Below are 12259 nucleotides of genomic sequence, written 5' to 3'. Positions count from 1 at the left end.
TGGAGTGATGCGATGGCGACCGCACTGGCCAAACCGCAGATGGCGGCAGCCGAATGGGAAGCGCGTCAACAGCTTGCGGCCTGCTACCGCGTGTTCGACATGCTCGGCTGGTCGGAGATGATCTACAACCACATCACGCTGAAGATTCCGGGTGAGGAAGGCGCGTTCCTCATCAACCCGTTCGGGCTGCACTTTTCCGAAGTGACCGCATCCAGCCTGGTCAAGATCGACATCGACGGCAACAAGTTGGACGACAGCCCCTATCCGGTCAATCGTGCGGGTTTCGTTCAGCACGCGCTGTTCCACCGCCATCTGCCCGACGCGCATTGCATCATGCACACGCACACGACCGCGGGCATGGCGGTGAGTTCGGTCGAGGGCGGCCTCAGGCCGATCAATTTCTACGCCTGCAACTTCGCCGGGCAGATCGCATACCATGATTTCGAGGGCGTCACCGTCCGCGACGAGGAAGGCGAGCGTCTGCTCGCGCACCTCGGCAACAAGCGCGTGATGCTGCTCAAGAACCACGGCATATTGGTGATGGGCCGTACCCTGCCCGAGGCGTTCATCAAGCACTGGTCGCTCCAGCGGGCGTGTGAAATCCAGCTGGCGACGCTGTCGATGGGCAATCCGCTGGAAGTCTCTCCGGATGTGGTCGCGGTTCACCAGCGCGATCTGCACATGGTGCAGGTGCCCGGCGGCCCCGGTGCGGCGGATTTCGCGGCGATGGTGCGCAAGGTCGACCGCATCGATCCCAGCTGGCGCGACTGAGAGTCTGTTTGGAAACGCGCCGAAGCACGTTTCGCGGCACCGGCTCGCTCCCCCACCCGGCCGCCCAGCAGAGTACATTGTGGGTGGCCGGGTGGGGGAGCGGGCCGGTGCCGCCTGCAAAACTCGCTCTACCGCGAGTTTTTAAACGGACTCTGTGGCCGGCGCCGACGCCGCGATGACCAGCTTCACCGTCAACAACCAACCCGTTCGCTACCGGCTCGACCCCGAGACCCCGCTGCTGTGGGCGCTGCGGGACGCGTCCAATCTGACGGGGACCAAATACGGCTGCGGCACCGGCCATTGTGGCGCGTGTACCGTCGATCTCGACGGGCGCGCCGTGCGCAGCTGCCAGGTGACGATCGGCGCGATCGAGGGGAGCTACGTCACCACGATCGAGGGGCTGTCGCGGGAGCGCAACCATCCGGTGCAACTCGCCTTCCTGGCCGAAAACGTCGTACAGTGCGGCTTCTGCATTCCCGGCATGGTGATGGCTGCCGCTGTGCTGCTCAAACGCGACCAGAACCCCAGCGACGCGACGATCCGCGCGACGATGACCAACCTGTGCCGCTGCGGCATCTACCCGCGGCTGATCGAGGCGGTCCAGCGCGCCGCACGCGCCCTGCGCGGCGAGGAGACGATCCCCGCGGGTGCGCGTCCCGGCATCGACCCTGCGGATTCCGCGCGCTCGGTCCCCGCTCTGGTGCCGCCACGCGACTGACCTGTGCGGCAATGCTTTCGAAACGCTGACGATCCAATTCAGCCGCGGTTCCGTGCAGGCCAGGCATTTGCGTCCTCATCATCGGGGCCGGCTCGTGCGCCGGCATGCAAGGACGAAGACCATGAGGTTCCTCATCAAGGCGTTGCTGGCGGCGACCGCGCTGGTGCCGATCGCTACCGCGGCCACCGCGCAGGAGGCACGTCCCGGCCGCGAGGGCCGGCAATGGGGCGGCGAGCGGCGGGGAGGCGACCGGGGGGCGGAGCGGCAGCAGCGGGACCGGCCCGAGCGCGTGGCGATCGACCGCGACATGACGCGCGACGGCGGCGCCGATCGCCAGGCGCGCGCCGCAGCGAACCCCGGGTGGCGCGATCGGCGGGCGACCAGCGAAATAGCGGCAGGCGCGGACGTATCCGTCCGCCGCGACCGACCCGCCAACCGTCAGGATCGGAATATCAACCGCGATTCCGGCTCACGTGGAGAGCGTGGCACCTTCCAGCGTGATACGTTCCAGCGTGGATCGGACACCATCACCGGTGATCCACGCGCCGCACGCCGGATCGATGGCGAGCGCGACCGATCCGTGCGCCGCGATGATCGCCGTGCCACCGCCACCTTCGGTCCGCGCGATCGTCAGCAAAATGAGCGCAACGACCGCCGCATCAACGGCGGTCAAGGTGCACGCGGGAGCGACTGGAACCGCGGCAACGACTGGAACCGCGGCAACGACCGCTACCGCGACGGCAATCGCAACGATCGTGGGGCCTGGAACCGTGGCTGGCGAACCGAGCAGCGCTACGATTACGGTGGTTATCGCAATGCCAATCGCCGTGCATACCGCCTGCCGCGCTATTATGCGCCCAACGGGTGGGGCAACGGCTATCGTCGTTTCTCGGTCGGGATCACGCTCAATTCGATCCTGTTCGGGCAGAATTACTGGATCGACGATCCCTACGACTACCGGCTGCCCGCCGCTTACGGCCCATATCGCTGGGTGCGTTATTACAACGACGCGCTGCTGGTCGACGTCCGCTACGGGCGCGTGGTCGACGTGGTGTACGGCATCTTCTGGTAGGCCATATCGGGCCGGTGGCGCATGCTGCCGGCCCCCCTTGCCTTTCGCCGCTCGCCGCGCGATTTCAGCGGCCATGAAGTTGTTCGGCAAATCATCGGCGACGCCGCGTATCACCGCCTCGGGCGGCATGCCTTCGCCAGCACGCGGCGAGGTTGGCCGCGCGGTCTCGGCCCGGCTCGATGCGAATCCGGCGGTCACCAATGTGCCGATCGCGGGCGTGCAATTCTATCATCACGAAGACTTCCTCTCGCCCGAACAATGCGCGCGGCTGATCGCGCTGATCGACATCGGCCGACGCCCCTCGACCCTGCTCTCCGATCGCGCCGGCGTGGGGTTCCGCACCAGCGACAGCTGCGACATGGATCGCTGGTCGCCGGAGGTTCGCCCGATCGACGAATCGATCGCGCACCTGCTCGGCGTCGATCCCCGGAATGGCGAGACGATGCAGGGCCAGCGCTACGACATCGGCCAGCAATTCCGCGCCCACCACGATTATTTCCACGAAGCCGAGAAATATTGGGCCGACATGGAGCGTTGCGGCGGGCAGCGGACGTGGACCGCGATGATCTACCTCAACGACGTGGAGGAAGGCGGATCGACCTGGTTCCCGCAGGCGGGCATTCGCGTGTCGCCTAAGCGCGGACTGCTGTTGGCGTGGAACAACATGAAGCTCGACGGCAGCCCGAACGAGCGCACGTTGCACGAAGGCATGCCGGTGGTCGAAGGTGTGAAATATATCGTCACGAAATGGTTCCGCGAAGGCGCATGGGTGAACTGAGGCCGACACGCCGCTTTCCTACAAGCCGGCTTTGGCTGTAGGCCAAGCGCGCCCCCTCTACCGGGCCGAACCGACGAAGCCTGCAAGGCCTGTCCGGACGATTGCGTACACCCCTGTAGGATGTGACTTTTCAGTGACCTTTCGCGTTTGAACCCCGTCCTCGGCATCGCCACCTCCCTCCTCGGCCAGCCGTGGCAGTGGCGCGCGCGCGCGGCGGATGCGCGGGACGCTGCGATGGACGGCGGCGATCTCGTCACCCAGTTGCTGCTCGCGCGCGGGTGCCCGCCCGACGCGTTGGAGGCGCACCGCCTGCCGTCGATCCGCTCCTTCATGCCAGATCCGTCATGCTTCCGCGACATGGACCGCGCCGCCGAACGCCTGGCCGATGCGGTTCAGGCGGGCGAAGGCATCGCGATCTTCGGCGACTATGACGTCGATGGCGCGACCTCGGCGGCCCTCATGGTCCTGATATTGCGCGATCTCGGGATCGAGGCGCGGCCCTATATTCCCGATCGGCTGCTGGAGGGCTATGGCCCGTCGGGCGACGCGCTGGTGCGGCTGGCGCGCGAGGGTGCGACGCTGATCGTCACCGTCGATTGCGGCGCACAGGCGTTCGACGCGCTGGCGGCGGCCCGAGACGAGGGCGTCGACGTGATCGTCGTCGATCACCACAAATGCGTCAGCGCCCTGCCCCATGCGCACGCCATCGTGAACCCAAATCGCCTGGACGAAGGCGCGGAGGGCGCGAGCCACGGCCATCTCGCCGCCGTGGGCATGGCCTTCCTGCTCGCCGCAGCATTGGTGCGGACGTTGCGCGGACGCGGCTTCTTTGCCGCACGCGCCGAACCACGCCTGCTCGATCTGCTCGACATCGTCGCGCTCGGCACGGTCGCCGACGTCGCACAGTTGCGCGGGCTGAACCGCGCATTCGTCGCGCAGGGGCTAAAGGTCATGGCACGCGGCGGCAACCCTGGCGTCGCTGCGCTGGTCGAGGCGTCACGCCTTACCCGCGCGCCGACGTGCACCGATCTCGGCTTCGCGCTAGGTCCGCGGATCAACGCCGGTGGCCGCGTCGGCCGCGCCGATCTGGGCGTGCGGCTGCTCACCACCCGCGATCCCGAGGAAGCCCGCGCGATCGCCGCCGAACTGGACCGCCTGAACGAGGAACGCCGCGGCATCGAAGCGGTCGTGCAGGAAGCCGCCGACGCGATGACGGGCAGCGATCGTCGGGTTGCGGTCGTTTCCGGCATTGGCTGGCACGCCGGCGTGATCGGCATCGTCGCCGGACGGCTGAAGGAGCGGCTCGGCCGGCCGGCGATCGTCATCGCGATCGACGATCAGGGAATCGGCAAGGGATCGGGGCGTTCGATCGCGGGGGTCGATCTGGGTGCGGCGGTGATGGCGGCCCGGGAACATGGGCTGCTGGTCGCCGGCGGCGGGCATGCGATGGCCGCAGGGCTGACGATCGCGGCCGACGGGATCGCCGCATTCGCCGATTTCCTTGAACTGCGGCTGGCGGACACGGTCGACCGGGCGTCGGCGAACCGCGCGTTGCTGCTCGATGCGGTGATCGCACCCGGCGGCGTCAACCCCGCGCTGGTCGAGGCATTCGACGTCGGCGGTCCTTACGGCATGGGATGGCCCGCACCGCGCATCGCCACCGGGCCGGTACGCGTCATCCGCGCCGATGTGGTCGGCAACGGCCATGTCCGCACGGTTGTCGCCGGCGACGACGGTCGCAGCCTGAAGGCGATGGCGTTCCGGCATGCGGAGACGCCGCTCGGACGGGCGCTGCTCGGTGCCGGACCGGATCGAAGGCTGTGGCTGGCGGGGCGAGCGAAGGTCGACGACTGGAACGGCCGGACGAGCGCCGAACTGCACGTGGAGGATGCCGCCTGGGCCGATCGCCCTTAGGCTTGTATGAATTTCCGCCCTCTCCGTCGCCTGGACGAGGATGGTGACCCCTACGGGGCTCGAACCCGTGTTTCAGCCGTGAAAGGGCCGCGTCCTAACCACTAGACGAAGGGGCCAGCTTGGCCGGCGGGTTGGCGACTAAGGCGAAGCGGCGTCGCGGTCAAGCGGTCGCCGCATCAACTCACCCGGCGATGCCGTCCGCCATACCGCCGCCCGAGATAGTCGCCGAGACCCTGCATCTCGCACACCGCCGCCGCGACCCCGTCCGATCGGCAGGCAAAGGGATCATGCGCGGCGCGGTCCGCCACCTTCTCCTTCAGCTCCTCGATGTCGGCGCGGGTGAGGATATTCTTCTCGCGCAGCAGGCAGATCAGGCTCTGCAGGATCACAAGGCTCTTGTCGTTGCTGTCGACTGCCTCGGCTTTTACCAGGTCCATCGTAGCTCTCCTATGGTAGGAGCCGAGACTATGCCGCTCCAAGGCGTTTGCAAGCGGTCATTTTCAGCGCAGACCGCCGCCCAACGTCCGATACACCTCGATCAGGTTGCTGCCTTCGTTCAGCCGCGCCGTCACGAGCTGCTGCTGCACGCTATACGCCGTGCGCTGAGAATCGAGCGCCGTCAGGAACGAATCGACGCCCGCGCGATACCGGGCGTCGGCCAGCCGCGCCGCAACCGTCGCGGCCTCGGCGCGCGCGGCCTGCGCGGCGACCTGCTCGCCGATCGTGCCCCTCTGTGCCAGTGCATCGGCGACCTCGCGGAACGCGACCTGGATCGTCCGTTCATAGGTGGCGACCGCGCCCTGTTGCGCCGCTCGGGCGGATTCGAGATTGCCGCGATTGCGGCCGCCGTCGAACAGCGGCAGCGATATGGACGGCGAAGCATTGTAGGTCGCGCTTCCGCTGCCGAACAATCCTCCAAGCGCGCCGCTGAGGGTGCCCAGCGTGGCCGTGAGCGAGATCGTCGGGAAGAACGCCGCACGCGCCGCGCCTATATTGGCGTTCTGCGCGATAAGCCGATGCTCGGCCTCCAGCACGTCTGGTCGGCGCAGCAGGATTTCGGAAGACAGGTTTGCCGGAAGCGACGGGATCAGGAAGCCGCTGCCGTTCCCCAGGCCTTCGGGCAATTGCTCGGCCGCGACGGTGGTGCCGACCAGCAGGTTGAGCGCATTCTGGTCCTGCGCGATGCGGGTCCGCGCCACCGCGATGTCGTTGCGTGCAGCCTGATAATTGGTCTCCGCCTGACGCGCCTCCAGCTCGGAAGCGACGCCCACGCGAAACTGTTCGCGCGTCAGCCGCAGCGTCTCCTCGAATGCCTTCAGCGTCTGCTGCGACAGCCGCAGCTGGTCCTGGTCGGACGCCATCGTCAGCCAGGCGGTCGCGATCTCCGCGATCAGGCTGATCCGCGTGGATCGGCCCGCCTCCTCGGTCGCGAAATATTGCTCCAGCGCCGCCCGGGACAGGTTGCGCGTCCGCCCGAACAGGTCGAGTTCGAACGCCGAGAAGCCGACGCTGGCGGTATAGAATTCGATCGTCGTGCTCGCGCCGGCGCCGCCGCCGAACCCTGCGGTATTGTTGGTCCGGGTTCCGGCGACAGACGCATTGGTGCCGGGGACCAGATCGGCGCGCTGGACGCGATATTGCGCCCGCGCCTGGAGCACGTTGGCCGATGCCAGCCGCAGATCGCGGTTGTTCTCAAGCCCCAGCGCAATGACCTGACGCAGCCGATCATCGGTGAAGAAGTCGCGCCAGCCGATCGCGGTCACGTCCGCCGCGTCGGTCGCCGCCGGGGGATAGGCGCCGCCCTGCGGCAGGATCGCCGGGATCGCGCCGACGGGACGCACGTACTTGGGCGCGAGGTTGCAACCGGCAAGCGCGGCGCTGGCACCGAGCAGGAGGAGGAGGGATCGACGAGCCATGATCTATGCTTCCTGCGGCGCTGGGCCGGGCTTCGTTGCGGTGTCGCCGTCATCTGCGATCCTGCCCGAATCCTGACCGAACAGCCGCAGCACGACCACGAAGAACATCGGCACGAAGAAGATCGCCAGCACCGTCGCCGACAACATGCCCCCGACTACCGCGCGGCCGATCGCATTCTGCCCGCCCGCACCCGCCCCGCTCGACAGCGCAAGCGGCAACACGCCGAAGATGAACGCCAGGCTGGTCATCAGGATCGGCCGCAGCCGCAGCTTGGCCGCCTCGACCACCGCGTCGAACGCATTCATCCCCTCGCGCATCCGTTCCTCGGCGAATTCCACGATCAGGATCGCGTTCTTGGCGGACACGCCAATCGTCGTGATGAGCCCCACCTGGAGGTAGATGTCGTTGTTCAGCCCGGTGATCGCCGCGGCCAGCAGCGCACCGAAGATGCCCAGCGGCACCACCAGCAGCACCGACACCGGCACGGACCAGCTTTCATACAGCGCGGCCAGGCACAGGAACACCATCAGCAGGGCAAGCCCATAGAGCACCGGCGCCTGACCGCCCGACAGCTTCTCCTCAAAGGACAAGCCAGTCCATTCCAGCGCGGTGCCCGGCGGCAGCTTGGCCTGCATCTCCTGCATCGCATTCAGTGCATCGCCCGAGGAATAGCCGGGTCCGGGGACGCCGAGCAGCTGCATCGCCGGCTGGCCGTTGAAGCGGGTCAGCTGCACGGGGGCGTTGGACCAATCGAGCGTGGAAAAAGCCGTGAAGGGCGCCATCGTGCCGCTCTGGCCGCGCACGAACAGCTTGCCGAAATCCTCGGGCTTGGAGCGGAACGGTGCATCCAGCTGGACGTACACCCGCTTGACCCGCCCGCGATCGACGAAGTCGTTGACATAGCCTCCGCCCCACGCGGTCGCGACCGTGCTGTTGATCTGCGCCAGGTCCAGGCCCAGCGCGCGCGCCTTGTCCTGATCGACGTGGACATTCAGCTGGGGCGCATCCTCCAGCACGTTGGGCCTGACTTGCGCCACGCGTTTGTCGGCCGCGGCCATGCCCAGCATCTGATTGCGTGCGGCGAGCAGCGCGGCATGGCCGATGCCGCCTTCATCGACCAGCTGCAGATCGAAGCCCGTGGCATTGCCCAGTTCGGAAACCGCCGGCGGCACGACCGCAAAGATCAGCGCATCGCCGAAGCGCGAGAAGGCGCCCATCGCACGGCCCGCGATCGCCTGCGCGGTGTTGGCGCCGCCCGAACGCTTTTCCCAATCGTTCAGGAGGACGAAGGCCAGGCCGCTATTCTGTCCCTGGCCTGCGAAGCTGAAGCCGTTGACGGTGAACACGCCGCGGACGTTGGCCTTTTCATCCTTCAGGAAGTGCTGGCGGACGACCTCCAGCCCCTTTTCGGTGCGCGCGCTGGTCGATCCGGCCGGACCCTGGACCAACGTGACCAGATAGCCCTGATCCTCGTCGGGGAGGAACCCCGACGGCAACCGCCAGAACATGACGGTCATCCCGACTACGATCAGCAGATAGATGATGCCGGATCGCTTCCAGTGGCGCGCGGTGCTGCGCACCCCGCGTTCATACTTCACCCGCCCACGATCGAAACGATCGTTGAACCAGCGGAAGAACCGCGCGAGCGGCCCCCTCCCTTCCGGCTTCTGCGCGTCGTGGGGCTTCAGGATCGTCGCGCACAAGGCAGGCGTCAGCACCACCGCGACTGCGACGGACAGGATCATCGCGGACACGATCGTGATCGAGAACTGGCGATAGATGACGCCAGTCGATCCGCCGAAAAACGCCATCGGCACGAACACCGCCGACAGCACCGCCGCGATGCCGACAAGGGCGCCGGTGATCTCGTCCATGGATCGCCTGGCGGCCTCCTTGGGTGACAGCCCTTCTTCGGCGATCAGCCGCTCGACGTTCTCGACCACGACGATGGCGTCATCGACCAGCAGGCCGATGGCCAGCACCAGCCCGAATAGCGTCAGCGTGTTGATCGAATAGCCCGCGACCGCGAGCACCGCGAACGTGCCGAGGAGCACCACCGGCACCGCGATTGTCGGGATCAGCGTGGCGCGCCAGTTCTGGAGGAAGAGGAACATCACGAGGAAGACGAGCACCACCGCTTCGATAAGCGTCTCGATGACCTGCTTGACGGACAGCCGCACGAACGGGCTGGTGTCATAGGGATAGACGACCTTCACGTCGGCGGGCAGCTGCTTGGCGATCTGCTCGACGCGCGCCTTGGCCGCGGTGACCGTGGTCAGCGCGTTCTCTCCCGGCGCCAGGTACAAGGCCAGGCCGCTGGCGGGATGGCCGTTGTATTTCGATTCGAAGCCGTAAGTCTCCGCCCCGATCGCCACCCGTGCCACATCGCCAAGCCGAACGACTGCGCCGCTCGTTCCACCCTTCAGCCGAATCGCGGCGAATTGCTCGGCGGTCTGGAGCCGCGACTGGACCGACACCGTTGCGTTGAGCATCTGTGTATCGGGGGAGGGCTGCGCACCGATCTGCCCCGCCGATACCTGCGCGTTCTGCGCGCGCACCGCGGCGGTGACGTCGTCGACGGTCAGCTGAAAGGCGTTCAGCTTCACCGGATCGAGCCAGATGCGCATGGCATAGGACGCGCCGAACAACTGGATATTGCCGACGCCGGGCACGCGGCTCAGCGGATCCTGAATTTTCGAGACGATGTAGTCCGATAGATCGGCGCCGTCGTGCGAACCGTCTTCGGAATACAGGCCGACGATCAGCAGGAAGTTGGCGGACGCCTTGGCGACCTGGATACCCTGTTGCTGGACCTCCTGCGGCAACAACGGGGTCGCGGCCTGGAGCTTGTTCTGGACCTGGACCTGCGCGATGTCGGGATCGGTGCCCTGTTCGAAGGTCAGCGTGATCGTGACCTGACCGGCCGAACTGGACGAACTGGAGAAATAGCGGAGGCGGTCGATCCCCTTCATCTGCTGTTCGATGATCTGGGTCGTCGTGTTCTCCAGCGTCGCCGCGTCGGCGCCGGGATAGGTGGCGGTGATCGCGACCGCGGGCGGCGCGATGGCAGGAAACTGGGCGATCGGCAGCGACTGGATGGCGATCATCCCGGCCAGCATCGCCATGATGGCAAGGACATAGGCAAAGATCGGGCGGTCGATGAAATAACGGGCCATGACTTACCGGCCCTGCGCCGGGGCGGCGGCGGGACGTGCGTTCTCCGACCACGGATACCCTGCGACGACGGTGCCCGGACGCAGCATCTGCGCACCCGCGACGATCACCCTGTCGCCGGGCCTCAACCCCGCCGTCACGAGCCAATCCGCGCCGGCGGTTCGAGATGTGGTGAGGACGCGCGGCTCGGCCTTCGAATCCTTGCCGATGACCAGCACCGTGGCGCGGCCACGCTCGTCGCGGCTGACGGCGCGCTGGGGAACCGCGATGGCCGAACGCTGCGTGCCCTCGACCAGCTCGGCGCGCACGAACATGCCGGGCAGCAGCAGGCCTTGCGGATTGGCGAAGACCGCGCGGATCGTCTGGGTGCCCGTGGTCGCATCCACGGTGACCGCGGCGAACTTCAACTTACCCTCGATCGGATAGGTCGAGCCATCCTCCAGTTTCAGCCGCACCCGCGCGTCGCCACCGCTGCGCGATACGTCGCCGGCCAGCATCTGCTGACGAAGCCGCAACAGATCGGCGCTGGACTGAGTGAGATCGACGAAGATCGGGTCCAGCCGCTGAATGGTGGTAAGCGGATTGGCCTGCGCCGCGGTGACGAGCGCGCCGGTGGTATAGACCGATGTGCCGATGCGGCCCGATATGGGTGCGCTCACCGTGGTGCGCGCCAGGTCGATCTGCGCGGTCCGGAGCGCCGCGCGCTGGGCGGTCACATCGGCCTGCGCCTGCGCCGCGGCGGTCTGTGCATTCTCGAAATCCTGCCGCGCGATGGCGTTGATCCTGACCAGTTCGCCATAGCGGCGCGCCAGCGCCTGCGACGAGGCGATCGACGATTGCGCGCGGATCAGTGCCGCCCGCGCGCTCGCCACCTGGGCCTGATACGGTTGCGGATCGATCCGATACAGCGGCTGGCCGGCGCGGACCTGATTGCCCTCCTCGAACAGGCGCGAGAGGATCAGCCCATTGACCTGCGGACGCACCTCGGAGGTCTCGTACGCAGCGGTGCGGCCCGGCAATTCGCTGGTCAGCGTCACGGCCTTTTCGGCCACCGTCACATAGCCGACCCGCGGCGTCGGCGGCGGCGCCGGCTGCGCGGGCTTGCCGCAGGCGGCGAGCGACGATGCCGCCAGAAGTGCGGCGGCCAGGCCCAGATTGCTGCTTCTCATCGCCGCGTCGATCCCGATCATGTCGTTTGTTCTTTGATGTGAGTGGTCATTCACATATTGCGCCCTTAGGCCCGGTGATGCGAAGGCGTCAACCGGCCCGGGAGAGAGAATAGCTATGCATGCCCCCGCCCAGATCGCGCCTTGCGCCCCCCCGCTCCTGCCCGAGCGCGCCGAGGTGCGCCGCCTGAAGGTGACCGATGCGGCGCGAAAGCTGTTCGCGTGCAAGGGCTTCCACAACACCGGCATGGCGGAAATCGCGGCGGCGTCCGCGGTGAAGGTCGGCCAGATCTACCGCGATTTTCCGTCCAAGGAATCGATCGTCGCGGCGATCGTCGAGGCCGATTTCGCGACCTTCATCGACGACGATTCGCTGCGGATCGCAATCGAGGAGGGTGACCGGGCCACCGTCATGGCCGCGATCGAGGGTCTTTTCGCGCCCTGCCCGTGCGAGAAACTGATGCCCGAGATCATGGCGGAGGCGGCGCGCAACCCGCGCATCGCCGAGATCGTCGGCGCGCTCGACGAACGCTTCCTGGCGACGCTGACAGCGGCGCTCGCGGTGTTCGCGCCGGGCGAGGCGACGCACGCGCGCCGCCGCGAAGTGGCGGAGGTCATCATGATCCTGGTCGTCGGTCTGTGCCACCGCGCCGCCTCCGATCCCGGCCAGCGCGGCCACGCCGCGCCGCTGCGCCTGATCGCGGCGCGCGAGATCGAGGCGCTGGCGGCGGCGCAGGGCGCGGGATAGA

10 protein-coding genes and 1 tRNA gene are annotated in these 12259 nt (G+C 67.3%); 6 read left to right on the top strand and 5 right to left on the bottom strand.

Features of this window, described 5'->3' with window-relative positions:
• The first annotated feature begins 12 nt into the window (after positions 1 to 12).
• The 5 genes from VF643_RS05000 to recJ all read left to right on the top strand — a co-directional run bounded on the left by VF643_RS05000 (position 13) and on the right by recJ (position 5253).
• Complete coding sequence (locus tag VF643_RS05000) at positions 13 to 771, top strand: class II aldolase/adducin family protein (RefSeq protein WP_331042268.1); 759 nt, start codon at positions 13 to 15, stop codon at positions 769 to 771.
• Positions 772 to 946: 175 nt separating this feature from the next.
• Entirely contained in the window at positions 947 to 1489 is a 543-nt protein-coding gene (locus VF643_RS04995) for a (2Fe-2S)-binding protein (RefSeq protein WP_331042294.1), read from the top strand.
• A 121-nt stretch (positions 1490 to 1610) separates the two neighbouring features.
• Positions 1611 to 2561, top strand: coding sequence for an RcnB family protein (locus VF643_RS04990; protein WP_331042267.1), 951 nt, complete (start codon positions 1611 to 1613; stop codon positions 2559 to 2561).
• A gap of 73 nt (positions 2562 to 2634) precedes the next feature.
• Entirely contained in the window at positions 2635 to 3339 is a 705-nt protein-coding gene (locus VF643_RS04985) for a 2OG-Fe(II) oxygenase (RefSeq protein ID WP_331042266.1), read from the top strand.
• Positions 3340 to 3486: 147 nt separating this feature from the next.
• A complete protein-coding gene (recJ, locus tag VF643_RS04980; RefSeq protein ID WP_331042265.1) occupies positions 3487 to 5253 on the top strand; it encodes a single-stranded-DNA-specific exonuclease RecJ in 1767 nt (588 codons plus the stop codon).
• Between the two features lie 41 nt (positions 5254 to 5294).
• On the opposite strand, the gene VF643_RS04975 is transcribed toward recJ, so the two are convergent.
• The 5 genes from VF643_RS04975 to VF643_RS04955 form a co-directional block, all read right to left on the bottom strand.
• A tRNA-Glu gene (locus VF643_RS04975) sits at positions 5295 to 5369 on the bottom strand.
• 60 nt (positions 5370 to 5429) lie between these two features.
• Positions 5430 to 5690 carry a hypothetical protein gene (locus VF643_RS04970; protein WP_331042264.1) on the bottom strand — a complete coding sequence of 87 codons (261 nt, stop codon included), beginning with the start codon at positions 5688 to 5690 and terminating at the stop codon, positions 5430 to 5432.
• Between the two features lie 63 nt (positions 5691 to 5753).
• A complete protein-coding gene (locus VF643_RS04965; protein WP_331042263.1) occupies positions 5754 to 7169 on the bottom strand; it encodes an efflux transporter outer membrane subunit in 1416 nt (471 codons plus the stop codon).
• Between the two features lie 3 nt (positions 7170 to 7172).
• On the bottom strand, positions 7173 to 10346 hold the full coding sequence (locus tag VF643_RS04960; RefSeq protein ID WP_331042262.1) for an efflux RND transporter permease subunit: 3174 nt from the start codon (positions 10344 to 10346) through the stop codon (positions 7173 to 7175).
• Positions 10347 to 10349: 3 nt separating this feature from the next.
• The gene (locus tag VF643_RS04955) at positions 10350 to 11513 is read right to left on the bottom strand and encodes an efflux RND transporter periplasmic adaptor subunit (RefSeq protein WP_414713800.1); all 1164 of its coding nucleotides are present in this window, start codon (positions 11511 to 11513) and stop codon (positions 10350 to 10352) included.
• 115 nt (positions 11514 to 11628) lie between these two features.
• On the opposite strand from VF643_RS04955, the gene VF643_RS04950 reads away from it, so the two are divergent.
• Positions 11629 to 12258, top strand: coding sequence for a TetR/AcrR family transcriptional regulator (locus VF643_RS04950; protein ID WP_331042260.1), 630 nt, complete (start codon positions 11629 to 11631; stop codon positions 12256 to 12258).
• Position 12259 lies beyond the last annotated feature (1 nt).

Origin of the sequence: Sphingomonas sp. (assembly GCF_036387595.1) — a bacterium.
GTDB lineage: Bacteria > Pseudomonadota > Alphaproteobacteria > Sphingomonadales > Sphingomonadaceae > Sphingomonas.
Note: the sequence above shows the minus strand (reverse complement) of the source record. Positions and strands in the feature narration are given on the sequence as shown.

Coding starts and splice junctions, on each gene's coding strand:
- VF643_RS04960 (WP_331042262.1), bottom strand. CDS start 10,346: ATGGCCCGTTATTTCATCGACCGCCCGATCTTTGCCTATGTCCTTGCC.
- VF643_RS04985 (WP_331042266.1), top strand. CDS start 2,635: ATGAAGTTGTTCGGCAAATCATCGGCGACGCCGCGTATCACCGCCTCG.
- VF643_RS04965 (WP_331042263.1), bottom strand. CDS start 7,169: ATGGCTCGTCGATCCCTCCTCCTCCTGCTCGGTGCCAGCGCCGCGCTT.
- VF643_RS04970 (WP_331042264.1), bottom strand. CDS start 5,690: ATGGACCTGGTAAAAGCCGAGGCAGTCGACAGCAACGACAAGAGCCTT.
- VF643_RS04955 (WP_414713800.1), bottom strand. CDS start 11,513: ATGAGAAGCAGCAATCTGGGCCTGGCCGCCGCACTTCTGGCGGCATCG.
- VF643_RS04990 (WP_331042267.1), top strand. CDS start 1,611: ATGAGGTTCCTCATCAAGGCGTTGCTGGCGGCGACCGCGCTGGTGCCG.
- VF643_RS04950 (WP_331042260.1), top strand. CDS start 11,629: ATGCATGCCCCCGCCCAGATCGCGCCTTGCGCCCCCCCGCTCCTGCCC.
- VF643_RS04995 (WP_331042294.1), top strand. CDS start 947: ATGACCAGCTTCACCGTCAACAACCAACCCGTTCGCTACCGGCTCGAC.
- VF643_RS05000 (WP_331042268.1), top strand. CDS start 13: ATGGCGACCGCACTGGCCAAACCGCAGATGGCGGCAGCCGAATGGGAA.